Raw genomic sequence first — 23,293 nt, forward strand, 5'->3', positions numbered from 1 at the left:
CGCCGGCACGCTGATCACGACCGAGGAGCACTCATGTTCGGCCGCCTGCGGGCCTCGATGCAACGCCTGTTCACCCCGCTGGCGACGCTGCTCACCCGCTGGGGCGTCTCGCCCGACGCCGTGACGATCACGGGCACCGTCGTCGTGACGGTGCTGGCCCTGACCCTGCTGCCGACCGGTCACCTGCTGCTTGGCGCGGTGCTCATCGGGCTCTTCGCGCTGACCGACTCCCTCGACGGCGTCATGGCGCGCCTGAGCGGCCGCACGGGCCCGTGGGGGGCGTTCCTCGACTCCACCCTGGACCGCGTCTCCGACGGCGCGGTGTTCGCGGGCATCACGCTGTGGTTCGTGCTGAACCCGCAGGTGCCGTACGCGACGTGGGGCGCGGGTGCCGCGCTGGCCTGCGTCGTGCTGGGCTCGGTGGTCCCGTACGCACGGGCACGGGCCGAGTCCGTGGGCGCGACGGCCGCGGTCGGCATCGCGGAGCGGACCGACCGGCTCGTGCTCGCGCTGGTGCCCGTCGCCGCCGTGGGCGTGGGGGTGCCGGCCGTGGTGCTCGTCGTCGTCCTGGCGCTGCTGGCGCTGGCCAGCCTCGTCACCGTCGCCCAGCGCATCGGCACGGTGCGACGCCAGCTCGTGCTCGCCGACCCGGGAACGCAGGAGGCCTGATGGACGTCGCCGCGCTGTACACGTTCGCCTGGCGTCACGCGCCGAAGATCCCCGAACCGCTGCTGCGCGCCGTGGCCGACGTCGCCGCCGACGTCACGTGGCTGCGTCGCGGCGCCGGGGTGCGACGCCTCGAGGCGAACTACGCGCGCGTGCGCCCCGACCTCGACGACCGGGCCGTGCGTCGGCTGAGCCGCGAGGGCATGCGCCGCTACCTGCGCTACTTCCGCGAGGCGTTCACCCTCCAGGGGCTGAGCGCCGAGCAGGTCGCCGCCCGGGTGCGCACCCAGGGCGAGGAGCACGTGCTCCCGGTGACGCGCGCCGGTGGATCGGTGGTCCTCGCGCTCGGGCACTGCGGGAACTGGGACCTCGCGGGCGCGTGGGCGACGCCCCACCTGGCCCCCGTCCTCACGGTCGCCGAACGACTGCGCCCGGAGGAGCTCTACGAGGAGTTCGTCGCCTTCCGCCGGTCGATCGGCATCGACGTCCTCGGGCTGGGCGACGACGGCGTGTTCCGCGACCTGGTCCGCGGCGCCCAGCGCGGCCGCCGGCTCCTGCCGCTGCTGGCCGACCGCGACCTCACCTCGAACGGCGTGGAGGTCGACCTGTGCGGGCACCGTGCCCGCGTCGCCCCGGGGCCCGCGGCCCTCGCGATCGCCGCGGACGTCCCGCTCGTGCCGGTCGGGATCTTCCACGAGCGCCTCACCGGCGAACGCCGCCGACGCGCCGGCAGCGCCTGGGGCATCGTCATCCGCTTCCACGAGCCCGTGCCGCGCCCCCCGGGCAGACGGCGCGAGCAGATCGACCTCATGACCCAGGGCTGGGTCGACACGCTCGGCGGGTTCCTGCAGGAGAGGACGGCGGACTGGCACATGCTGCAGAAGGTGTTCGTCGACGACCTCGACCCGGACCGGGACTCCGCGACCAGGGCGAAGGCGGGGCAGGCATGACGCGACCGCTGCGGATCGGGATCGTGTGCCCGTACTCGTTCGACGCCCCCGGCGGCGTCCAGTTCCACGTGCGCGACCTCGCCGAGGCGCTGCGCGACCGCGGCCACGAGGTCTCGGTGCTCGCGCCCGCCGACGAGGACACCGAGCTGCCCGACGTCGTCACGGGCGCCGGACGCGCCCTGCCCGTGCGCTACAACGGCTCCGTCGCACGGCTCGCCTTCGGCCCCCGCGCGGCGTCGCGGGTACGCCGGTGGATCGACGCCGGCCGGTTCGACGTCCTGCACCTGCACGAGCCGATGACGCCGTCGCTGTCCATGCTCGCGCTGTGGGTGGCCGAGGGGCCCGTCGTGGCGACCTTCCACACCTCGCAGGTGCGCTCGCGCGCCCTGCAGGTCGCCCACCCCCTGCTGCGCCAGTCCATGGAGAAGATCTCCGCGCGCATCGCCGTCTCCGAGGACGCCCGACGCACCCTGGTCGAGCACCTCGGCGGCGACGCCGTCGTCGTGCCCAACGGGGTCTACGTCGACACCTTCGCCTCGGCGGCGCCCCGCGCCGACTGGCAGGGCACCGCACAGGCGCCCACCGTCGCGTTCCTCGGCCGCCTCGACGAACCGCGCAAGGGCCTGCAGGTGCTCACGGCCGCGGCACCACGCATCCTCGCCGAGACGCCCGGGGCGCGCTTCCTCGTGGCGGGCCGCGGCGACGCCGGACGCGCGGACGCCGAGGCCGCTCTCGGCCCCCACGCCGCCGCCTTCGAGTGGCTCGGGGGGATCAGCGACGCGGACAAGGCCTCGCTGCTGCGCTCGGCCGACCTGTACGTCGCCCCGCAGACCGGCGGGGAGAGCTTCGGCATCGTGCTCGTCGAGGCCATGAGCGCCGGCACCGGGGTCGTGGCGAGCGACCTGGGCGCGTTCCGACGGGTGCTCGACGACGGCGCCGCGGGCCGACTCTTCCGCACCGGCGAGCCGGACGACCTGGCCGCGGCGGTGCTCGCGGCGCTCGCGGACCGGTCCGGGACCGAGGAGCGTCGCCGGCGGGCGCTGCGGTTCGTGCGCCACTTCGACTGGTCCACGGTGACCGACCAGGTGGCGGCCGTCTACGAGATGGCCGTCGCGGCGTCCGACGCGCTCGGCGAGGGCACGGTGCGCCAGGACCTGCTGGCGCAGCGCACGCCCTGGTTGCTGGGTCGTCGTCCCCGGGCGCGGGTGGGCGGTGCGGAACGGTGAGCTGGTCGGAGATCGCGCTCCTGGCGGTGGTCGTGGCGGGGCTCGCGCTGTGGCTGGTGTGGCTCTCGGCCTCGCGCCTGGACCGTCTGCACCGCAAGGTGGTCGCCTCCCGGCTCGCGCTGCAGGCCCAGCTCGACCGGCGGGCGACCACGGCCGTCGACCTCGCCTCGTCCGGCCTGCTGGACCCGGCCAGCGCGGTGCTGGTCGCCGACGCGGCGTTCGCCGTCGCCGACCAGAACGTGCGCCCGGCGGAACCGTCCACGACCGAGGCGTTCTCCCTGACCGGTCTGACCGCCGATCGGGAGCGTGCCGAGTCGGCGCTGTCGGTGACGCTGCGCTCGGTGCTGGCCGACCCCGACGACGTCCGGGGCCTGCGCGGTTCCGCACCGGGGCAGGTGCTCGTCGACGACCTGGCGTCCGCCTGGTACCGGGCCCAGCTCGCCCGACGGTTCCACAACGAGGCGGTGGCGCAGGCGCAGCGTGCCCGCCGCCCCCGGGTCGTGCGGCTGCTGCGCCTGGCCGGGCGGGCGCCGCTGCCGCGCACCGTCGAGCTGGACGACCAGCTGCCGGACGACCTCGACGGGCACTGAGCGCCCGTAGGATGCTGGGTGGCGGCGCGGGGACCGCGCCGCCACGTCCCCGGCACGTCGCCGGGACGTGTCGAGGACGAACTCTGTGAGGTTGCGTTGAGCGAGACCGGAACTCCTGCCACGGGCGTCGGCGAGGTCGGGACGGCCCGCGTCAAGCGCGGGATGGCGGAGATGCTCAAGGGCGGCGTCATCATGGACGTCGTCACCCCGGAGCAGGCGCGGATCGCCGAGGACGCGGGCGCGGTCGCCGTCATGGCGCTCGAGCGCGTGCCCGCCGACATCCGCGCCCAGGGCGGCGTGGCGAGGATGAGCGACCCCGACATGATCGACGGCATCGTCGAGGCGGTCTCGATCCCGGTCATGGCCAAGGCCCGGATCGGCCACTTCGTCGAGGCCCAGCTCCTGCAGTCGCTCGGCGTGGACTACGTCGACGAGTCGGAGGTGCTCACCCCCGCGGACTACGCGAACCACATCGACAAGTGGCAGTTCACGGTGCCGTTCGTGTGCGGGGCCACCAACCTGGGTGAGGCGTTGCGCCGCATCACCGAGGGCGCGGCCATGATCCGCTCCAAGGGCGAGGCCGGCACCGGCGACGTCTCCAACGCGACCACCCACATGCGCCAGATCCGTCAGCAGATCCGCCGCCTGACGACGCTGCCCACCGACGAGCTGTTCGTGGCGGCCAAGGAGCTCCAGGCCCCCTACGAGCTCGTGGCCGAGGTCGCGCGCACGGGCAAGCTGCCCGTCGTGCTCTTCACGGCGGGCGGCATCGCCACGCCGGCGGACGCGGCCATGATGATGCAGCTCGGTGCCGAGGGCGTGTTCGTCGGGTCGGGCATCTTCAAGTCGGGCGACCCCGTCGCGCGGGCCAAGGCGATCGTGCAGGCCACGACCTTCTTCGACGACCCCGACGTGATCGCGAAGGTCTCGCGCGGGCTCGGCGAGGCCATGGTCGGCATCAACGTCGACGAGCAGCCGGAGCCGGTACGTCTGGCGGAGCGCGGCTGGTGAGCCCGGGGTCGTCGTCCCTCGGCCCCGACTGGGTGCGGGGGGACGACGGCCTGCGCCGCCGGCGCGCGGCGCGGGTCATCGTGCTGGACGGTGCGGGGCGGGTGCTGCTGGTGCGCGGTCACGACGCGGACCAGCCCGAGCGTTCCTGGTGGTTCACCGTCGGTGGCGGGATCGACGCGGGGGAGTCCGACGTCGAGGCCGCGCTGCGCGAGGTGCGTGAGGAGGCCGGTCTGCTCCTGTCGCCGTCGGACCTGCAGGGCCCGGTCATGACCCGCGCGGGCATCTTCCGGTTCTGGGCCGAGACGTGCCGGCAGGACGAGGTGTTCTTCGTCGCGCGCCTCGCCGCAGGTTACGAGCCCACGCGCGACGGGTGGACGGACGGCGAGCGGGACCTGCTCGACGAGATGCGCTGGCTGAGCGCGGCCGAGCTGCGTTCCCAGCCCCTGGAGGTCTTCCCGGCGTCGCTGCCCGACGTCGTCGAACGCCTCGCGGCCGGGTGGGACGGCACCGTGGTCCACCTGGGTGTCGAGCACGACGACGACATCGAGGTCTGACCCGCTCAGGTCGTGGGGTGCACCGGCGCGGCCGCCTCGTGCGGCGCCGAGGTCAGGGCGGCCAGCACGCAGCGGTGGGTGAGCCACCCCACGACCTGGCCGTCGTCGTCCACGACGGCGCCCCCCGACTCGCCGTGCTCGGAGCGCAGGAGCTCGAGGGCGCGGCGCAGGTCGGCCTCCACGGGTACCCGCACGACGTCGTCCAGGACGAGCTCGACGGTCGCGCGGTCGGCGTCGTCGTCGCTCTCCAGCGCGCCCGCGGCCAGGTCGGCGCGCAGGCGGCCCCGCAGGACGCCGTCGTCGACGACCGGCAGCGTGGCGCGCCCCGACGACAGGATCCGGCGTGCGGCCTCGACCAGGGGCGTCGTCGAGGAGACGGCAGGGGGCGCGGGTTCCATCGCCTGGGCGACGGTCGCGCCCTGGAGGCTGCGGTCGGCGGGGTGGACGTCGAGCTCGATGCCGCGCCGGCGGAGCTTGAGCGTGTAGACGGTGTCGCGTCGCATCAGCAGGTGGCTGATCCCTGCGGCGAGCGCCACGGCGAGCATCAGCGGCAGGACGACGCCGTACTCGCCGGTCAGCTCGAAGAGCATGATGACGGCGGTCAGCGGTGCGCGGGCGGTCCCGGCGAACACCGCGCCCATGCCGACGACGGCGAAGGCCGCGGTGGACGGCACCAGGGCGGGGACGATCGCCTGTGCGGCCTGCCCGAACGCGGCGCCGAGCATCCCGCCGACGAAGAGCGACGGCGCGAACACCCCGCCGGAGCCGCCGACGCCGAGGGTGAGGCTGGCGGCGACCACCTTGGCGACCGCGAGCAGGAGCAGGAACCCGATGAGGAACTCGCCGTGCACGCCGGCGGACAGGGCGGGGTAGCCCACGCCGTACATCTGGGGCAGGGCGAGCAGGACGAGACCGACGAGCAGCCCGCCGACGGCGGGTCGTGCCCACTGCGGTCCGCGCCAGACCTTCTCGCAGAGGTCCTCCACCGCGTAGAGCACCCTGACGAACAGGACACCGGCGGCGCCGGCCAGCACCCCGAGGAGGGCGAAGAGCAGGTAGGTCCGTGCGTCGGTGATCGCGAGGGAGGGCAGGTCGACGAGCACCTCGTCGCCGGACACGGCGCGGGCGACGACGGACGCGGTGACCGAGGACAGCACGACGAGCCCGAAGGTACGGGCGGAGAACTCGCGCAGGATGAGCTCCAGCGCGAACAGCACGCCGGCGATCGGTGCGTTGAAGGTGGCCGCGATGCCGGCTGCCGCGCCGGCGCCGACGAGGACGCGCACCCGTTCCAACGGCATGTGCAGGACCTGGGCGATCGTGCTGCCCAGCGCCGAGCCGATCTGGACGATGGGGCCCTCGCGTCCCACGCTGCCCCCGGAGCCGATGCAGACGGCCGAGGCGAGGGCCTTCACCCCGGCCACCCGGGGGCGGATGCGTCCGCCGTGGTGGGCGACGGCGAGCATCACCTCGGGCACGCCGTGGCCGCGGGCCTCGGGGGCGTACCGGTGCAGGAGGGGGCCGTAGACCAGTCCGCCGACGGCGGGGGCGAGCACGATGAACCAGGGGCCGAGCCACTCGAGGCCCGGGTGGGTCGGGTGGGTGCCCTGCGGCGCGGCGGCGACGTCGGTGCTGCCGCTGAAGAGGAGCGTGGCGTGGGTGACGAGCCAGCGGAACCCCACGGCGCCGAGCCCGGTCAGCGCCCCGACGGCGAGCGCGACCGGCACGATCCCCAGGGTGCCGGTGCGGATGCTGCGCCAGGCTGCCTCGACCGGTCGGTGGGCCAGGGCGGGAAAGGGCATCGGGCGAGGATAGCGGAGTTGCTCCGGGCGACAGAGTTCGGGTCGCTCCGTGAGACGCTCCGCCGTCCCGCTCGGCCCGCCTAGACTGCGCCGGTGACCACGACCATCGGAGTCCTCGCCCTGCAGGGAGACGTGCGCGAGCACGTCGCGGCGCTCGAGGCGGCCGGTGCGCGCGCCGTCCCGGTGCGACGCCTCGGCGAGCTGGAGGCGGTCGACGGGCTGGTGCTGCCCGGCGGGGAGTCCACCACGATCGACAAGCTCCTGCGGATCTTCGAGCTGCGCGACCCGCTGCGCGACGCGATCGGTGCGGGCCTGCCGGTGTACGGCTCGTGCGCCGGGATGATCCTGCTCGCGGACCGGATCGTCGGCGGCATCGACGGCCAGCGGACGCTCGGCGGGCTGGACGTCACCGTGCGGCGCAACGCCTTCGGGCGCCAGGTCGACTCCTTCGAGGCCGACCTGGACGTCTACGGGATCGACGACGGTCCGGTGCGCTCGGTCTTCATCCGCGCTCCCTGGGTCGACGACGCCGGTCCGGACGTCGAGGTCCTGGCGCGCATCCCGGACCGCACGACCGCCGGATCGGCGGTGGGCGGGGCCGCCGGTAAGATCGTGGCAGTACGTTCCGGACGTCTGCTCGCCACCGCGTTCCACCCGGAGGTCACGGGGGACTGGCGCGTGCACGCACTGTTCGTCCGTCTTGTCACCGAAGCGCGAAGGAGTCAGTCAGGTCATGTCCGGTCACTCTAAGTGGGCCACGACCAAGCACAAGAAGGCCGCGATCGACGCCAAGCGCGGCAAGCTCTTCGCGAAGCTGATCAAGAACATCGAGGTCGCGGCCCGCACGGGCGGCGGCGACGTGGCCGGCAACCCGACGCTGTTCGACGCGATCCAGAAGGCGAAGAAGTCCTCGGTCCCGAACGACAACATCGACCGTGCGGTCAAGCGCGGCTCCGGCGAGGGCGCCGACGCCGTCGACTACCAGACGATCATGTACGAGGGCTACGGCACCAACGGCATCGCCGTCCTGGTCGAGTGCCTCACCGACAACAAGAACCGTGCCGCCTCCGAGGTGCGCCTGGCCTTCTCGCGCAACGGCGGCAACCTCGCCGACCCGGGCAGCGTCTCCTACCTGTTCTCGCGCAAGGGCCTGGTCGTCGTGCCGAAGGCCGACGGCGTCACCGAGGACGACGTCATGCTCGCCGCCCTGGACGCCGGCGCCGAGGAGGTGTCCGACGAGGGCGAGGTCATCGAGGTCCTGTCCGAGGCCACCGACCTCGTGGCCGTGCGGTCCGCGATCGTGGACGCCGGCATCGAGTACGACTCGGCCGACTCGATCTGGCACCCGTCGATGCAGGTCGAGGTCGACGTCGACGGCGCCCGCAAGATCCTGCGCCTCATCGACGCGCTGGAGGACAGCGACGACGTGCAGAACGTCTACGCGAACTTCGACGCCCCCGACGAGGTCATGGCCGCGCTCGACGCCGAGGACTGACACCGCGCGAGCGCCGCACCTGCGGGTCCACGGCCGGCCGTCCACGGCTGGACATCCACGGCTGGACATCCACGGCTGGACATCCACGGCCGCCCAGGCGTGCCTGGGCGGCCGTGTCGGTGCTGCGTGAGACAGTGACGCCGTGCGAGTGCTGGGAGTGGACCCGGGCCTGACCCGGTGCGGTGTGGGGGTCGTCGACTCCCTGCGCGGGCACCGGGCCGCCCTCGTGGCCGTCGGCGTCCTGCGGACCGAGCCGGCGACGAGCACGGACCTGCGCCTGCTGGAGATCTCCCGCGGTCTGGACACCTGGCTCGACGAGCACGTGCCCGACGTCGTCGCCGTCGAGCGCGTGTTCGCCCAGAACAACCGCGGCACCGTGATGGGGACGGCCCAGGTCGCCGGGCTCGCCATGGTGGCGGCCGCCCGCCGCGGGATCCCGGTCGCCCTGCACACGCCGAGCGAGGTCAAGGCGGCGGTGACCGGTTCGGGTCGCGCGGACAAGGCCCAGGTGCAGCGGATGATCGCGGCCATCCTGCGCCTCGACGTCGTCCCCGAGCCCGCCGACGCGGCCGACGCGCTCGCGCTCGCGGTCACGCACCTGTGGCGGCCCGGGGGCGCGCTGCAGGGCGGTGAGCGCCACGAGCTCACCCCGGCGCAGCGCGCGTGGGCGGCCGCGGAGCAGCAGGCCCGGACGCGACCGCGACCGGGTGCCCGACGAAAGGAGACCACGCGGTGATCGCCTACCTGGCCGGCACGGTGGCGCACGTGACGCTGGACCGTGCCGTGCTCGACGTCCAGGGCGTGGGCTACCTGGTCCACGCCGCGCCCGCCACCCTGGCCGGGCTGCGGGTGGGGGAGCCCGCCCGCCTGCACACCACCCTCGTGGTGCGCGAGGACTCGATGACCCTGTACGCCTTCGCCGAACCGGCCGAGCGCGAGGTGTTCGAGACGGCGCAGTCGGTCTCCGGCGTCGGCCCGCGCATCGCGCTCGCCATGCTCGCCGTCCTCACCCCGGACGCGCTGCGCCGAGCCGTCGACGGCGAGGACACCGCGACGCTGCAACGGGTGCCGGGCATCGGCGCCAAGAGCGCCCAACGGATCGTCCTGGAGCTGTCCGGCAAGCTCGGTGCACCCACGGGCGAAGGCGTCGCCGTGGTCGGCCCGGCCACCTCGGACGAGCGCGGCCAGGTCGTCGAGGCGCTCGTGGGGCTCGGCTGGAGCACGAAGGTCGCCGACGACGCCGTGGCCAAGGTGCTCGCCGAGGCCGGGCACGACACCGTCGGCGCGGCCGACGTGCCCGCCACGCTGCGGGCCGCCCTGCGTGTGCTGGGACCCAAGCGTGGCTGAGGGCGCGCTGGAGCCCGGGTCGCTGGGCGAGCGGCTCGTGGGCACGGGGGCCGACGACGTCGAGCGGGCGGCGGAGGCCGCGCTGCGGCCCAAGCGGCTCGACGAGTTCGTGGGCCAGCGCGTGGTGCGCGACCAGCTCTCGCTGGTGCTGCAGGCGTCCATCGCCCGTGACGCCGCCCCGGACCACGTCCTGCTGTCCGGCCCCCCGGGCCTCGGCAAGACGACGCTGGCGATGATCATCGCCGCCGAGCTCGGCACGTCGCTGCGGGTGACGAGCGGCCCCGCGATCCAGCACGCCGGAGACCTCGCCGCCGTGCTGTCCTCGTTGGAGGAGGGCGAGGTGCTCTTCATCGACGAGATCCACCGCCTCGCCCGCCCCGCCGAGGAGCTGCTCTACGTGGCCATGGAGGACTTCCGCGTCGACGTGGTGGTCGGCAAGGGCGCGGGCGCCAGTGCGATCCCTCTCGCGCTGCCGCCGTTCACCGTGGTGGGGGCCACGACCCGGTCCGGGCTGCTGCCCGCGCCGCTGCGGGACCGCTTCGGCTTCACCGGGCACCTCGACTTCTACTCGCCCCCGGAGCTCGAACGGGTCATCCTGCGGTCCGCCGGACTGCTGGGCGTCGAGCTCCAGCACGAGGCCGCCCACGAGATCGCGGGGCGTTCCCGCGGCACCCCGCGCATCGCGAACCGACTGCTGCGACGGGTCCGGGACTGGGCCCAGGTGCGCGGCGACGGCATCCTCGACCTGCGTGCCGCCCGGGCCGCGCTCGAGGTGTACGAGGTCGACCCCATCGGTCTGGACCGGCTCGACCGTGCCGTCCTCGGTGCCGTGTGCCGCCGGTTCGCCGGCGGTCCGGTGGGTCTGACCACGTTGGCGATGACGGTCGGGGAGGAGCCCGACACCGTCGAGACCGTCGCGGAGCCCTACCTGGTGCGTGAAGGGCTGCTGGCCCGCACCCCGCGAGGACGCGTGGCGACGGCCGCCGCCTGGGAGCATCTCGGCATCGAGCCCCCGGCCGGAGCGTGGGCGCTTCCCGGCCTGCCGGGCAGCGAGGGAACCGGCAGCACGTCACGGACGTTGTTCGACGAGGTCTAGGGTCATGGTGCGACACCTAGACTGGACAGACGTGCACCGACCCATCGGCTGAAGGACTGAACCTCCGTGGATCCCTCGATCATCATCCTCTTCGTCGTGCTGATTGCCCTCATGTTCTTCATGAGCTCTCGCACGCGCAAGCAGCAGAAGAAGCAGGCGGACTTCCGCGCCTCCCTCGCTCCCGGGCAGGAGGTCATGACGGGATCCGGCATGGTCGGCATCGTCGTCGACATCGACGACGCCCGGGACATCGTGACGATCGAGTCCACCCCGGGCACCCAGACCCGCTGGCTGCGCGCCGCCGTCGTCAAGCAGATGGAGGCCCCCGTGGAGGCCGACGAGGAAGCGGCGACCGGCGACGACGCCGATACCGGTAGCATCGCCCCGGCAGACGGTAGCGTCGAGGTCCCTGACGACCTCTCCGGGCTGGACACCGCGCAGCGGGAGTACCGGGAGACCAAGCGTCGGGACGACGGCGAGACCGAGGACAAGTGACCTCCGCGTCGGCCGGGTCCGCCCGGCCGACGCCATCACGCGTCCGCCACGGCGGCGGCGCGCACACGGGAAGAGAACCAAGTGGCCAACTCCAGCACGCGGCGAGCGCGTCCGGTCCGCACCCTCGTGGTCTTCACGATCCTGACGATGGTGCTGCCCTTCGTGGCAATCGCCCTCGGGGTCTACCTGGACCCGAAGAGCGACGACAACCCTGACGGCGCGAGCTTCGCGCCCGGGCTCGCGCTCGACCTCCAGGGCGGCACCCAGGTGATCCTGACGCCGCAGTCGACCGACGGGTCGGAGATCACGGAGGCGGCGATCGACGAGTCGATCAACGTCATCCGCCAGCGCATCGACTCCTCCGGCGTCGCCGAGGCCGAGATCGTCAACCAGGGTGGCGAGAACATCGTCGTCTCGATCCCCGGTGAGGTCGACCAGGCCACGATCGACCTGATCTCCCAGCCGGCGCAGATGCGTTTCCGTCCGGTCCTGACCTACGACACGGGGCTCCCCTCCGAGGAGCCGTCCGCGGACCCGAGCGCGGAGACCTCCGCCGAACCCACCGAGGACGCCTCCGCCGAGCCGAGCGAGGAGCCGAGCGACGAGGCATCGGCTGCCGCCGAGGGTGACGCTGCCGAGGGTGACGCCACCGAGGGCGATGCTGCCGAGGGTGACGCTGCCGAGGGTGACGCTGCCGAGGGTGACGCCACCGAGGCGGACACCTCGGAGATCGACGCACGCATCGCCGAGGAGGCCGCCGACGTCGACCCGACCGACCCGTCCGACCTCGCGCAGATCACCCCGGCCGTCCAGGAGAAGTTCGACGCCCTGGACTGCACCGACCCGGAGAACCTCACCGGTGGCGGGGGCGACAACCCCGACCTGGTTCTGGTGGCCTGCTCCAACGACGGCTCGCTGCTCAAGTACGTCCTCGGCCCGATGGAGGTCGACGGCATCCGCCTCGACAGCGCCAGCTCCGGCCTGGTGCCGGGCCCGAACGGCTCGGTGACCAACGAGTGGGGCGTGTTCATCGGCTTCGACTCCGAGGGTACCGAGCAGTTCCGCGAGGTCACCCAGCGGCTGCAGGGCCTCGAGTCCCCGCGCAACCAGTTCGCCATGGTGCTCGACGGTCTGGTCATCTCGGCCCCGTCGCTCTCCCCGGGCACCGTCATCACCGACGGCAACGCCACGATCTCGGGCAGCTTCACGCGCGACTCGTCGGCCACGCTGGCCAACCAGCTGAGCTTCGGCTCCCTGCCGATCGCCTACGAGGTCCAGAGCCAGGAGACGATCTCGGCCACGCTCGGTTCCGAGCAGCTCCGCAACGGCCTCATCGCCGGCCTCATCGGCATGGCCCTGGTCGTCGTGTACTCGCTCCTGCAGTACCGCACGCTGGGCCTGGTCACCGTCGGGTCGCTGGTCATCGCCGGGATCATCACGTACCTGTCGATCGTGCTGCTCTCCTGGGGCATCGGGTACCGGCTCTCGCTGGCCGGTGTCGCAGGTCTGATCGTGGCGATCGGTTTCACGGCGGACTCGTTCATCGTGTACTTCGAGCGCATCCGTGACGAGATGCGTGACGGGCGCTCGATGGCTGCGGCGGTCGAGCGCGGCTGGCGCCGCGCCAAGCGCACGGTGCTCGCGGCGAAGTCCGTCACCCTCATCTCGGCTCTCGTGCTGTACTTCCTCGCGGTCGGTGGCGTGCAGGGCTTCGCCTTCACGCTCGGCCTGACGACGGTCATCGACATCGCCGTCGTGTTCTGGTTCACCCACCCGATGCTGCAGCTGCTGACGAAGGTGCCGTTCTTCCGGGACGGGCACGCCTGGTCCGGGCTGTCGCCGGAACGCCTGCGGGTCACCAGCGGTCCCCGCTACGCGGGAGCAGGGCGTGTCGTGCCCGGCACCGGCACGGCGGACGTCGAGCCCGGATCCGCGCCGAGCGAGCCCGAGCCCGTGCTCGCCGGCGCCCGTTCGCCGCGCCCCGCGCCGGCGACCGACGCGTCCGGTCGACGGATGACCATCGCCGAGCGTCGCGCGGCCGAGCGTCGCGCCGAGGCGCCCGACGACGGACCGCCCGACCCGGGGCCGGACGCCGGCACGGTCGAGGGTGACACGGACGAGAACGAGGAGACCCGCTGATGGCCGGCAAGATGAAGTTCGCCCAGTGGGGCAACGACCTCTACACGGGTCGCCGGTCCTACCCGATCGTGCAGAAGCGCGCGGTCTGGTTCTCGATCGTCGGGGCGCTGGCGCTGGTGTCCGTGCTGATCCTCGTGGTCAAGGGCCTCACCCTCGGCATCGACTTCCGGGGTGGTACGCAGTTCACCGTCAACAACACCTCGTCGACCGAGCAGTCGGTGGGCGTCGACGCCGTGCAGAGCGTGCTCCCGGAGGAGGAGCCGCGCGTGGCCGTCCTGGGTGGTTCGTCGGTGCGCGTCCAGACGGTCGAGCTCGAGGCGGACGAGCAGTCGGCCGTCGCCGAGTCGCTGGCCGACGCCTACGGCGTCGACGTGGCCGAGGTGGACGTGTCCTTCGTCGGCCCGGTCTGGGGCGCAGCGGTGTCCGAGCGGGCGCTGTGGGGCGTGGTCGTCTTCGTCGTGCTCGCCGCGGCGTTCATGGCGATCTACTTCCGCGCCTGGCGGATGTCGCTCGCAGGGATCATCGCGATGCTCTGCGACCTGCTGATCTCCGCCGGGGTGTACGCGCTCATCGGCTGGGAGGTCACCCCGTCGACGATCATCGGCTTCCTGACGATCCTGGGCTTCTCCCTCTACGACAAGATGGTCGTGTTCGACAAGGTCCGGGAGAACACCACCGGTGTGCTCGACCAGTCGCGCAGCACCTACGCCGAGCGCGCCAACCTGGCGGTCAACCAGACGCTGGTGCGATCCATCAACACCTCGGTCGTGGCGCTCCTGCCCGTGGCGGGCATCCTGTTCGTCGGCGCGCTGTGGCTCGGCGCCGGCACCCTGCGGGACCTGTCGCTGTCACTGTTCGTCGGTATCGCGGTGGGTGCGGCGTCGTCCATCTTCCTCGCGACGCCGCTGGACGTGGCGCTGCGCGAGCGCGAGGGCAAGTACGCCGCGCACACCGCCGCCGTCCTGGCGGAGCGCAAGCGTCTGGCGGAGGGCGGTGGCCACGAGGCGGAGGTCGCCGCGGCGGCGGCCGGACGGGCCCAGCTCATCCCGGGCTCGCACCAGGGCAACGCCGCCCAACCGCGCCGCCGGCGCTGACGGGTACCACCATGACGGACGACATCTCCGTGGTCGCGCTGGCCGGGCTCGGCCCGGCCCGCGCGGCGGAGGTGCGGGCGCTCATCCGGGACGTCCCGGACTACCCGCACCCGCCGGTCGTGTTCCGCGACATCATGCCGTTGCTGGCCGACGGCGCCGCGTTCGCGGACGTGGTCGACGCGTTCGCCCGGCTCGCCGAGGCGGACGGCGGTGTGGACGTCGTCGCCGGGATGGAGGCGCGAGGGTTCCTCCTCGGTGCCCCGCTCGCCACCCGGCTCGGGGTCGGGTTCCTGCCGCTGCGCAAGGCCGGCAAGCTCCCCCCTCCGGTCGAGCGCGAGGACTACGAGCTGGAGTACGGCTCGGCGTCGATCGAGGTGCGCACCGGCACGTTGGCGCCCGGCGCGCGGGTCCTGGTGGTCGACGACGTGCTGGCCACCGGAGGCACGGCGCAGGCCGCCGCACGGCTGGTCGAGCGGTGCGGCGGGCAGGTCGTCGCCCTGGCGTTCCTGCTGGAGCTGGGCGCGCTGGGAGGGCGCCGGCGGCTCGCCGGGCACACGGTGGAGACCCTGCTGCGCGTGGAGTCGTAGACTTGCCCTCCCGGACGTCGCCCGTGCGACGGTGGTCGAAGGAGGTGCCCGTGAGCGACGAGACGCAGGTCAGGCGTGCAGCCGAGGCGGCCCGGGCCTCCTCCGGCGGTGCGGGGCGCGGCATGCGCAACCGGCTCGTCCGGCTCGGTGTGCGGGGGGCGCCCGCGAGCACGCCGGCCCTCGAGCCGCTGCTGCAGGCCGTCCGTACCAACCACCCCAAGAGCGACCTGACCGTGCTCGAGCGTGCCTACGCCACGGCGGAGAAGGCGCACCGTGGCCAGCAGCGCAAGTCCGGCGACCCGTACATCACGCACCCGGTCGCGGTGGCGACCATCCTGGCGGAGCTCGGGTTCGAGGGGGACACGCTCGCCGCGGCACTCCTGCACGACACCGTCGAGGACACGTCCTACTCCCTGGACGACCTCACCAAGGACTTCGGCAGCGAGATCGCGATGCTCGTCGACGGTGTCACCAAGCTCGACAAGGTGACGTACGGGGACGCCGCCCAGGCCGAGACGGTCCGCAAGATGGTCGTGGCGATGGCGCGCGACATCAGGGTCCTGGTCATCAAGCTCGCCGACCGGCTCCACAACGCCCGCACCTGGAAGTACGTCTCCGGGTCCTCGGCGTCGCGCAAGGCTCGCGAGACCCTGGAGATCTACTCGCCCCTGGCGCACCGGCTCGGGATGAACACGATCAAGTGGGAGCTGGAGGACCTGTCCTTCCAGACCCTGTACCCGAAGGTCTACGACGAGATCGTCCACCTGGTCGCGGAGCGGGCGCCGGCGCGCGAGGAGTACCTCGGCGTCGTGCGCGAGCAGATCGCGGCGGACCTGCGCGGGGCGAAGATCAAGGCGACCGTCACCGGCCGGCCCAAGCACTACTACTCGATCTACCAGAAGATGATCGTGCGCGGTCACGACTTCGCGGAGATCTACGACCTCGTCGGCACCCGGGTCCTGGTGGACTCGGTGCGGGACTGCTACGCGGCGCTCGGTGCGCTGCACGCGCGATGGAACCCGGTCCCCGGCCGGTTCAAGGACTACATCGCGATGCCGAAGTTCAACATGTACCAGTCGCTGCACACCACGGTCGTGGGGCCGGGCGGCAAGCCGGTCGAGATCCAGATCCGCACCCACGACATGCACCGTCGGGCCGAGTACGGCGTCGCGGCGCACTGGAAGTACAAGGAGACGGCCCGCACCGCGAAGCCGGAGTCGCAGGACCCGCGCGCCAACGACATGGCCTGGTTGCGCCAGCTCGTCGACTGGCAGCGCGAGACCGCCGACCCGGGGGAGTTCCTCGACTCCCTGCGCTACGAGATCGGCGCCGCGGAGGTGTACGTCTTCACCCCCAAGGGTGAGGTGATGGCGCTGCCCTCCGGCGCGACGCCGGTCGACTTCGCCTACTCGGTGCACACCGAGGTCGGGCACCGCACGATGGGCGCGCGCGTCAACGGCCGTCTGGTGCCGCTCGACTCCCCGCTGCAGAACGGCGACGTCGTCGAGGTGCTGACCTCCAAGGCGGAGTCCGCCGGCCCGTCGCAGGACTGGCTGGCCTTCGTGAAGTCGGGCCGCGCCCGCAACAAGATCCGCCAGTGGTTCACCAAGGAGCGCCGCGACGAGGCGATCGACCGCGGCAAGGAAGCGATCACGCGGGCGATGCGCAAGCAGAACCTGCCGATCCAGCGTCTGCTGAGCCACGAGGCGCTCGTGGGGATCGCGAACGAGCTGCGGTACGACGACGTCTCCTCGCTGTACGCGGCGGTCGGGGAGAACAACGTCTCGGCCCAGCACGTGGTCGAGACCGTGGTGAAGTCTCTCGGTGGCGAGGACGGCACGGCGGAGGACGCCGCGGAGGTCGCCCGACCGGGCAGCACGTCACGTCGGTCCCGGACCATGGGGGACCCGGGCGTGGTGGTCAAGGGTGTCGAGGACATCTGGGTCAAGCTCGCCAAGTGCTGCACCCCGGTGCCCGGTGACGAGATCGTCGGGTTCGTGACCCGCGGTGCGGGCGTGAGCGTGCACCGGGCGGACTGTGCCAACGTCGTCCAGCTCCGCTCCCAGCCGGAGCGCATGGTCGACGTGTCGTGGACGACGGGCGCCAACACGATGTTCCTCGTCCAGATCCAGGTGGAGGCGCTCGACCGTTCCCGGTTGCTGTCCGACGTGACGCGGGTCCTGTCCGACTCCCACGTCAACATCCTGTCGGCGACGGTGTCGACGTCGACCGACCGGATCGCGCTGTCCCGGTTCGTGTTCGAGATGGCCGAGCCGGCGCACCTGCAGCAGGTGCTGGCCGCGGTGCGCAAGATCGACGGCGTCTTCGACGTCTACCGGATCACGGGGACGAAGGCGGCGGAGATCGGTGCGGCCGCCCCGGCGGCGTTGCGCGACGCCTGACGCGCGCACCGACTGACGGCCGCGTAGGTTCGCTGCCATGAACCTGCCCGTGGTCCCGCCCGTGCGGCCCATGCTCGCCAAGTCGGTCCCGCACGTGCCGGACCAGCCCGACGAAGGGCCCGGTTGGGTGTACGAGCCCAAGTGGGACGGGTTCCGTGCGCTGGTGTTCCGCGACGGCGACGACGTCCGCATCGACTCGCGCAACACCCGGCCCATGCAGCGCTACTTCCCCGAGCTGGTCGACGCGGTGCGTTCCGCGCTCCCGCAGCGCTGCGTGGTCGACGCCGAGATCGTGGTCTGCCGACCGCCCGGCCACGGCAGGGCGGCGCACCTCGACTTCGACACGCTGAGCCAGCGCATCCACCCCGCCGCGTCCCGCGTGCGGATGCTCGCGGCCGACGTCCCCGCCAGCCTGGTCGTCTTCGACCTGCTGGCGCTCGACGACGAGGACCTCACAGGCAAGCCCCTCGCGGACCGTCTGGCCGCGCTGGACGGTCTGCGCCTGACCGGTCCGCAGGTGTTCGCCACACCGCGCACCACCGAGGCGGCGCTGGCACGCACGTGGTTCGCGTCGTTCGAGGGAGCCGGTCTCGACGGTGTCGTCGCCAAGCGGACCGACGGCGCCTACGAGCCGAACAAGCGCGCGATGCTGAAGATCAAGCACGCCCGCACCGCTGACGTCGTCCTGGCCGGTTACCGGGAGCACAAGACCTCGACCCCGCAGGCGCCGCTCGTGGGCTCGCTCCTGCTCGGGCTGTACCGCCAGTCGGACTTTCCCGGGACGCCCGACCGGCTGCAGTTCGTGGGGGTCGCGTCGTCGTTCACCCAGGCCCGTCGTGGCGAGCTCCACGCCGAGCTCGCCGAGCTCGTCGTCGTGCCGGGGACGCCCGAGGCCGAGGACCACCCGTGGGCGGACGCGTTCGACCCGGCCGCCGCAGCCACCTCGGGGGAGCGGCGGCCCGGCGCGCAGTCCCGCTGGAGCGCCGGCAAGGACCTGTCGTTCACGCCGCTGCGGATCGAGCGCGTCCTGGAGGTCGGCTACGACCACATGGAGGGCGACCGGTTCCGCCACACCAGCCAGTTCGTGAGGTGGCGCCCGGACCGCGACCCGTCGTCGTGCACCCACGACCAGCTCGAGGAACCGGTGAGCTACGACCTGGCAGACCTGCTGCCGGGAGCACCTGGTACCACCTGACCGAACCGGCCGCGCCGCGCCGCGCCGGGTCGGCTCGGCCCAGGGCCGGTCAGGGCCGGTCAGGGCCGGTCGCGGTCCTTGGCGCGGCTGGGCTGCACGCGCTTGGGCTCGCCCGGCATCTTGGGGTACTCCGGCGGGTAGGGCAGGTCGCCGAGGCCGTGCTCCTCCTCGTCGCGCCGGGCGAGCTCGAGGGCTGCGTCCAGCGAGCAGTCGAGCGCGGGGTCACGGTCGGCCCGCAGCGGGGCGAAGATGTCGCCACGCTCCGCGAACCGCTCGGGCACGGTCCGGATCGTGAAGTCGTCGGGGTGCACGGAGGTGACCTCGTCCCAGTCGAGCGGTGTCGACACCGTCGCCCGATGGTTCGGCCGCAGGGAGTAGGCGGAGGCGATGGTGCGGTCGCGGGCCATCTGGTTGTAGTCCACGAAGATGCGCTCACCGCGTTCCTCCTTCCACCACCGGGTGGTGACGGCGTCGGGCAGCCGACGCTCGAGCTCACGACCGATCGCGATCGTGGAGCGCCGCGCCTGGGCGAAGCTCCAGCGCGGCGCCAGCGGCACGAAGACGTGCAGGCCGCGTCCGCCGGAGGTCTTCGGGTAGCCCGTCAGGTCCAGCTCGTCCAGGAGGTCTCGCAGGTGCATCGCGGCAGCGGTGGCGTCGTCGAAGTCGGTCCCGGGCTGGGGGTCGAGGTCGATGCGGAGCTGGTCGACGGACTCCACGTCGTCGCGGCGCACCGGCCACGGGTGGAACGTCAGGGTGCCCATCTGGGCCGCCCAGGCGACGACGGCGAGCTCCGAGGGGGCGACCTCGTCGGCGGTGCGTCCTGACGGGAAGGCGATCTGCGCGGTGCGCAGGTAGTCGGGAGCGCCGCGGGGGACGCGCTTCTGGTAGAACGCGTCGCCGTGGGAGTCGGCCCGGGTCGACATCACCGCGCCGTCGAAGTAGCCCTTCGGCCAGCGTTCCAGCGTGGTCGGCCGGTCCAGCAGCGCGCCGAGGACGCCGTCGCCGACGGCGAGGAAGAACTCGACGACCTGCAGCTTGGTGACGCCGAGCTGGGGGAAGATCACGCGGTCCGGGCTGGAGACGCGCACGGCACGGTCGCCGACCTGGACCTCGACCGCCTGAGAGGACGCCATGGGCCTACGCTACGCCGCAGGTCACAGGCGCGCGACGGCGACGTCCAGGGTGATCAGGGCCGCGGCCCGGCCGGATGCCCGCGGGCGGACCTCCACGGCGCGACGCGCGCGGACCAGGTCGGCGCCGTGCCGAGCCAGGGCGACCACGAGGTCCGGTTCGCCGGTGTGCAGGACGAGCTCCACCACGGTGCGTGTCGGGTCGGTGACGAGCACCGGACCGATCCGTACGGTGTCGGGGTGAAGCAGGGGAGCCTGCCAGAGCCGTGCACCGGCGGGTCGCTCGGGGCGGTGGCGCCCTGCCACGCACGCGAGGTCCAGGGCGTCGGCCGATCCGGCTCCCGTGTGGACCCAGGCGGCCGTGCGTCCGGTGACGACGGTGCGGGGTGGGATCCGGGGTGCGATCAGCAACGCCCGCAGCCCCGCGTCGACCAGGACGCCCGGCGGGCAGGCCGCACCGGGGACGACCTCGCGCAGGGCTCCGTCACGGACGAGGACCTGCCAGGCCGCGCCGCCCCCGACGTGGTGCGGGCGCACGACGCTCCGGGCGGGCGAGGTGTCGGAGACGACGTCGGACAGCCTGCGGTCGCAGGCGTCGACGCCGGGCAGCGCGCGGTCCGGCGGGGTCGGGGCTGCGGGGTGACGGGCCACGGGGACCTCCGGTCGACGGGACGTCGACGCCACGCCGACGCAGAGGCCTTCGCCCGGACGGCGTCGGACCTCTGCGGAGAACCTAGCGGGCACGGTGCCACCGTGCGGGCGCCAGGGGTCGGGTCTGTGGACGGGCGCGTCCGTCCACAGACCCGGGCGATCAGCCGCGCGAGTCCTCGGCAGCCTTGACGACCTGCTCGAGCCAAGCACGTCGGGCCGCGATGGCCGACTCGAGCTCGGACACCGCACGGTCGTCGCCCTTGGCGCGCGCCGCCTCCAGGTCCTGCTCCAGCGCGGTGATCGCGTCCTCGAGCTGAGCGGCGGCACCCTCGGCGCGGGCCCGGGTCTCCGGGTTGGTGCGCTTCCAGCGCGCGTCGTCGGCGTCGCGCACGGCGCTCTCGACGGCACGGAGGCGGCCCTCGACCCGCTGCAGGTCGCCGCGCGGCACCTTGCCGGCCTCCTCCCAGCGGTCCTGGATCCCGCGGAGCGCCTCCTTGGCGGCCGCGAGGTCCTGCACGGGCAGCAGCGCCTCGGCCTCGACGAGCAGAGCCTCCTTGACCTGGAGGTTCTCGCCGTACTCGGCGTCGATCGCGGCGTTGGCCTCGTCGCGGGCGCTGAAGAACGCGTCCTGGGCGGCACGGAACCGGGCCCACAGCGCGTCGTCGTCGCGGCGGTTGGCGCGCCCTGCGGCCTTCCACTGCGCCATGAGGTCTCGGTACTGCCCGGAGGTGGCGCCCCAGTCCGTCGAACCCTGGATCGCCTCGGCCTCGGCGACGATGCGCTCCTTGACGCCCTTGGCGGCCGTGTTGCGCTGCTCCAGGTCGGCGAAGAAGTGCCGGCGCTCACGGTCGAACGCGGTGCGCGCGTGGCTGAACCGCTTCCAGAGCGACTCCTCGGTGGGGCGGTCGATGCGCGGTCCGCTGCGCTGAGCCTCCTTCCAGCGGTCCAGGAGGCCGCGCAGCTCCTCGCCGGCGGGCCGCCACTGCATCTTGGCGGGGTCCGTCCCGGCGATCTTCTCCGCCGCCTCCACGATCTCCGTCCGCGCGGCGACGGCCTGCCCCTTGGCGGCTGCCCGCTCAGACTCCAGGGCGGCGCGACGCTCGGCCGCGCGCCCTCCCAGGGCTCCGACCCGCTCCCGCAGGCCGTCGAGGTCGCCGACGGCGGCCGGCTCGGCCGACTCGTCGGCCAGCTTGGCGAGGGTCTGGTCGATCTCGCGCACCGAGAGGTCGGCGCTGTCCAGACGCGCCTCGAACAGGGCGACCTTGGCGATCAGGTCGAGGTAGCGGCGCACGTACAGGCTGAGCGCCTCCTCGGCAGGCACGCCGGGGTACTGCCCGACGACCCGCTCGCCGGCGGCCTCGCGGACGTGGACGTTGCCCTCCTCGTCGACGCGCCCGAACGCCGAGGCGGCGGCCGTCTCGGCGGCGTCGTGGACCACCGGCGCGACCGGCGTCGTGACCGGCGCGGCGTCAGCCGCAGCGGGCTTCGGCCGGCGGATCGCCGACGGCTTGGGTGCGCCGGGACGCGGACCGGGCCGTGGGGCGGGCGGCCGGGGTGCAGCCTGTGCCGCAGGGGTTGCAGCGTCCTCGGGGGCCTCGGGGGCCTCGGGGGCCTCGGGGGCCGCGGGGGCCTCGGGGGCCGCGGGGGCCGCGGGGGCCTCGCTCGCGGCCTCGACCGGGGCGTCGGCGTCCTGGGCGTCCGGGCCGGTCGCGGAGGAGGAACCGGTGGCCGCCTTGACCGGGGCGGCGGTCTCGTCGCCGGGAGCCTCGGGAGCCTCGGGGGCCGCGTCGTCCGGAGCGTCGTCCGCGTCGTCCGGTGCGGCAGGGGCCGCCGGGGCCTGCTCGGGCTGAGGCTCTGCGACGGCGTCCTGGCCAGGAGCTTCGGCCTGCCTCTGGTCGGCGGCGACGTCGTCCTCGGGGCCGGTCGCGCCGGGGGTGCTCTCGCTCACTGGGTCTCCACTCCTTCGATGATGACGGGGCTGGCGGGGGAGCCGTCGCCGGCTCCGTCCGTGGTGCCCGCGTCAGCGACTGCCTGGATCGTGTCCAGACCGGACGTCACGGTGCCGAACACCGTGTAACCACCCGCCGCGTCGGACGGGATGGTCGAATCCTCGTAGACGAGGAAGAACTGGGATCCCATGGACTCGGCGTCGCCACCCTGCCGGGCCATCGCGAGGGTCCCCGCCGGGTAGACGTCGTCGGCCGGCGCGTTCTCCACGGGTCCGAAGGAGTACCCGGGGTCGCCGGTGCCCGTCGCGGTCGGGTCGCCGCACTGCAGGACGTAGATGCCCTGGGTGGTGAGCCGGTGGCACTGGGTGTCGTCGAAGTAGCCCTGCGCGGCGAGGGAGACGAAGCTCGCGACGGCCTGCGGCGCAGCGGCGCCGTCGAGGTCCAGCTCGATCGTCTCGGTCACGCCGTCCACGCAGAGATCGAGTCCCACCGTCCAGGTGCGGTCCTCGGCCGTGGACGGGTCGGGGAGCTCGCCGCCGGTGCGCGCCTCGGTGGAGCCGGCAGGGCACGCGCCCGCGGCGTCGGTCGTGGCCGACCCGGACGGTCCCGGGTCGTCGTCGGAGGACAGTCCGAGCACGACGGCACCACCGGCGACCAGGGCGAAGATCGCGCAGATCGCCACGATCACGCCGATGCGGCGTCGACGTTCCTGCCTGTGGCGCTGACGCTCCTCCCACCGGGCCTGCTGCTTGCGGGCGAGCTCGCGTTCGCGCTTGCTGGGCGCCACCGTCCGTCGTCCTCCTCGATCGTGGGCACGCGCACACATCGTGCGCGTGCGACAGTCTAGGGCTCGCGGCCCAGGTCAACCGCACGAGGCGTGCAGCATCACCCGGCGGGCGGGTTCAGGGGCCCGG

Annotated in this window: 22 protein-coding genes; 17 read left to right on the forward strand and 5 right to left on the reverse strand. The window is 73.3% G+C overall.

Annotated elements, in window-relative coordinates; genetic code table 11:
- Positions 1-33 precede the first annotated feature (33 nt).
- The 6 genes from pgsA (at position 34) to ACNHYB_RS02275 (ending at position 4,997) form a co-directional block, all read left to right on the forward strand.
- Positions 34-669, forward strand: a complete 636-nt coding sequence (gene pgsA / locus ACNHYB_RS02250) for a phosphatidylinositol phosphate synthase (RefSeq protein WP_418276743.1) — start codon at positions 34-36, stop codon at positions 667-669.
- On the forward strand, positions 669-1,616 hold the full coding sequence (locus tag ACNHYB_RS02255; RefSeq protein WP_418276744.1) for a phosphatidylinositol mannoside acyltransferase: 948 nt from the start codon (positions 669-671) through the stop codon (positions 1,614-1,616). The genes pgsA and ACNHYB_RS02255 overlap by 1 nt, the downstream gene beginning before the upstream one ends.
- Before the next feature lie 8 nt (positions 1,617-1,624).
- Positions 1,625-2,842, forward strand: a complete 1,218-nt coding sequence (locus ACNHYB_RS02260; RefSeq protein ID WP_418277972.1) for a glycosyltransferase family 4 protein — start codon at positions 1,625-1,627, stop codon at positions 2,840-2,842.
- Complete coding sequence (locus ACNHYB_RS02265; protein ID WP_418276745.1) at positions 2,839-3,432, forward strand: hypothetical protein; 594 nt, start codon at positions 2,839-2,841, stop codon at positions 3,430-3,432. The genes ACNHYB_RS02260 and ACNHYB_RS02265 overlap by 4 nt, the downstream gene beginning before the upstream one ends.
- A gap of 96 nt (positions 3,433-3,528) precedes the next feature.
- Positions 3,529-4,443 carry a pyridoxal 5'-phosphate synthase lyase subunit PdxS gene (gene pdxS / locus ACNHYB_RS02270; protein WP_418276746.1) on the forward strand — a complete coding sequence of 305 codons (915 nt, stop codon included), beginning with the start codon at positions 3,529-3,531 and terminating at the stop codon, positions 4,441-4,443.
- Positions 4,440-4,997 carry an NUDIX hydrolase gene (locus tag ACNHYB_RS02275; protein ID WP_418276747.1) on the forward strand — a complete coding sequence of 186 codons (558 nt, stop codon included), beginning with the start codon at positions 4,440-4,442 and terminating at the stop codon, positions 4,995-4,997. The genes pdxS and ACNHYB_RS02275 overlap by 4 nt, the downstream gene beginning before the upstream one ends.
- 5 nt (positions 4,998-5,002) lie before the next feature.
- Here ACNHYB_RS02275 and ACNHYB_RS02280 read toward each other — a convergent pair whose 3' ends face one another.
- Entirely contained in the window at positions 5,003-6,799 is a 1,797-nt protein-coding gene (locus ACNHYB_RS02280; protein ID WP_418276748.1) for a chloride channel protein, read from the reverse strand.
- Between the two features lie 93 nt (positions 6,800-6,892).
- Here ACNHYB_RS02280 and pdxT point away from each other — a divergent pair, with 93 nt between their 5' ends.
- From pdxT to ACNHYB_RS02335, 11 genes are all read left to right on the forward strand, one after another.
- Positions 6,893-7,549: a pyridoxal 5'-phosphate synthase glutaminase subunit PdxT gene (gene pdxT / locus ACNHYB_RS02285; protein WP_418276749.1), complete on the forward strand. Its 657-nt coding sequence runs from the start codon at positions 6,893-6,895 to the stop codon at positions 7,547-7,549.
- A complete protein-coding gene (locus ACNHYB_RS02290) occupies positions 7,533-8,294 on the forward strand; it encodes a YebC/PmpR family DNA-binding transcriptional regulator (protein WP_418276750.1) in 762 nt (253 codons plus the stop codon). Before pdxT ends, ACNHYB_RS02290 begins: the two co-directional genes overlap by 17 nt.
- Before the next feature lie 142 nt (positions 8,295-8,436).
- The gene (ruvC, locus tag ACNHYB_RS02295; protein WP_418276751.1) at positions 8,437-9,030 is read left to right on the forward strand and encodes a crossover junction endodeoxyribonuclease RuvC; all 594 of its coding nucleotides are present in this window, start codon (positions 8,437-8,439) and stop codon (positions 9,028-9,030) included.
- A complete protein-coding gene (gene ruvA / locus ACNHYB_RS02300; RefSeq protein WP_418276752.1) occupies positions 9,027-9,641 on the forward strand; it encodes a Holliday junction branch migration protein RuvA in 615 nt (204 codons plus the stop codon). Before ruvC ends, ruvA begins: the two co-directional genes overlap by 4 nt.
- Complete coding sequence (ruvB, locus tag ACNHYB_RS02305) at positions 9,634-10,737, forward strand: Holliday junction branch migration DNA helicase RuvB (protein ID WP_418276753.1); 1,104 nt, start codon at positions 9,634-9,636, stop codon at positions 10,735-10,737. Before ruvA ends, ruvB begins: the two co-directional genes overlap by 8 nt.
- A 66-nt stretch (positions 10,738-10,803) precedes the next feature.
- Positions 10,804-11,232 carry a preprotein translocase subunit YajC gene (gene yajC / locus ACNHYB_RS02310; protein WP_418276754.1) on the forward strand — a complete coding sequence of 143 codons (429 nt, stop codon included), beginning with the start codon at positions 10,804-10,806 and terminating at the stop codon, positions 11,230-11,232.
- 147 nt (positions 11,233-11,379) lie between these two features.
- Positions 11,380-13,371, forward strand: coding sequence for a protein translocase subunit SecD (gene secD / locus ACNHYB_RS02315; RefSeq protein ID WP_418277973.1), 1,992 nt, complete (start codon positions 11,380-11,382; stop codon positions 13,369-13,371).
- Entirely contained in the window at positions 13,371-14,465 is a 1,095-nt protein-coding gene (secF, locus tag ACNHYB_RS02320) for a protein translocase subunit SecF (protein WP_418276756.1), read from the forward strand. Before secD ends, secF begins: the two co-directional genes overlap by 1 nt.
- An 11-nt stretch (positions 14,466-14,476) precedes the next feature.
- Positions 14,477-15,052, forward strand: coding sequence for an adenine phosphoribosyltransferase (locus ACNHYB_RS02325; RefSeq protein WP_418276757.1), 576 nt, complete (start codon positions 14,477-14,479; stop codon positions 15,050-15,052).
- Positions 15,053-15,102: 50 nt separating this feature from the next.
- A complete protein-coding gene (locus ACNHYB_RS02330) occupies positions 15,103-17,454 on the forward strand; it encodes a RelA/SpoT family protein (RefSeq protein ID WP_418276759.1) in 2,352 nt (783 codons plus the stop codon).
- 37 nt (positions 17,455-17,491) lie between these two features.
- Positions 17,492-18,649, forward strand: a complete 1,158-nt coding sequence (locus ACNHYB_RS02335; protein WP_418276760.1) for an ATP-dependent DNA ligase — start codon at positions 17,492-17,494, stop codon at positions 18,647-18,649.
- A 59-nt stretch (positions 18,650-18,708) separates the two neighbouring features.
- Here ACNHYB_RS02335 and ligD read toward each other — a convergent pair whose 3' ends face one another.
- The 4 genes from ligD to ACNHYB_RS02355 all read right to left on the reverse strand — a co-directional run bounded on the left by ligD (position 18,709) and on the right by ACNHYB_RS02355 (position 23,166).
- Entirely contained in the window at positions 18,709-19,782 is a 1,074-nt protein-coding gene (ligD, locus tag ACNHYB_RS02340) for a non-homologous end-joining DNA ligase (RefSeq protein ID WP_418276761.1), read from the reverse strand.
- Positions 19,783-19,803: 21 nt separating this feature from the next.
- Entirely contained in the window at positions 19,804-20,430 is a 627-nt protein-coding gene (locus ACNHYB_RS02345) for a hypothetical protein (RefSeq protein ID WP_418276762.1), read from the reverse strand.
- A 160-nt stretch (positions 20,431-20,590) separates the two neighbouring features.
- Positions 20,591-22,378 (reverse strand): DUF349 domain-containing protein, encoded by a 1,788-nt coding sequence (locus ACNHYB_RS02350; RefSeq protein ID WP_418276763.1) that lies wholly within the window; start codon positions 22,376-22,378, stop codon positions 20,591-20,593.
- A complete protein-coding gene (locus tag ACNHYB_RS02355; RefSeq protein WP_418276764.1) occupies positions 22,375-23,166 on the reverse strand; it encodes a peptidylprolyl isomerase in 792 nt (263 codons plus the stop codon). The genes ACNHYB_RS02350 and ACNHYB_RS02355 overlap by 4 nt, the downstream gene beginning before the upstream one ends.
- Between the last annotated feature and the right edge of the window lie 127 nt (positions 23,167-23,293).

It is taken from the genome of Isoptericola jiangsuensis (assembly GCF_048320105.1).
GTDB classification, from domain to species: Bacteria; Actinomycetota; Actinomycetes; order Actinomycetales; family Cellulomonadaceae; genus Isoptericola; species Isoptericola jiangsuensis_A.

Coding starts and splice junctions, on each gene's coding strand:
- ACNHYB_RS02325 (WP_418276757.1), top strand. CDS start 14,477: ATGACGGACGACATCTCCGTGGTCGCGCTGGCCGGGCTCGGCCCGGCC.
- pgsA (WP_418276743.1), top strand. CDS start 34: ATGTTCGGCCGCCTGCGGGCCTCGATGCAACGCCTGTTCACCCCGCTG.
- secD (WP_418277973.1), top strand. CDS start 11,380: ATGGTGCTGCCCTTCGTGGCAATCGCCCTCGGGGTCTACCTGGACCCG.
- ligD (WP_418276761.1), bottom strand. CDS start 19,782: ATGGCGTCCTCTCAGGCGGTCGAGGTCCAGGTCGGCGACCGTGCCGTG.
- ACNHYB_RS02255 (WP_418276744.1), top strand. CDS start 669: ATGGACGTCGCCGCGCTGTACACGTTCGCCTGGCGTCACGCGCCGAAG.
- ACNHYB_RS02280 (WP_418276748.1), bottom strand. CDS start 6,799: ATGCCCTTTCCCGCCCTGGCCCACCGACCGGTCGAGGCAGCCTGGCGC.
- ACNHYB_RS02335 (WP_418276760.1), top strand. CDS start 17,492: ATGAACCTGCCCGTGGTCCCGCCCGTGCGGCCCATGCTCGCCAAGTCG.
- ACNHYB_RS02290 (WP_418276750.1), top strand. CDS start 7,533: ATGTCCGGTCACTCTAAGTGGGCCACGACCAAGCACAAGAAGGCCGCG.
- secF (WP_418276756.1), top strand. CDS start 13,371: ATGGCCGGCAAGATGAAGTTCGCCCAGTGGGGCAACGACCTCTACACG.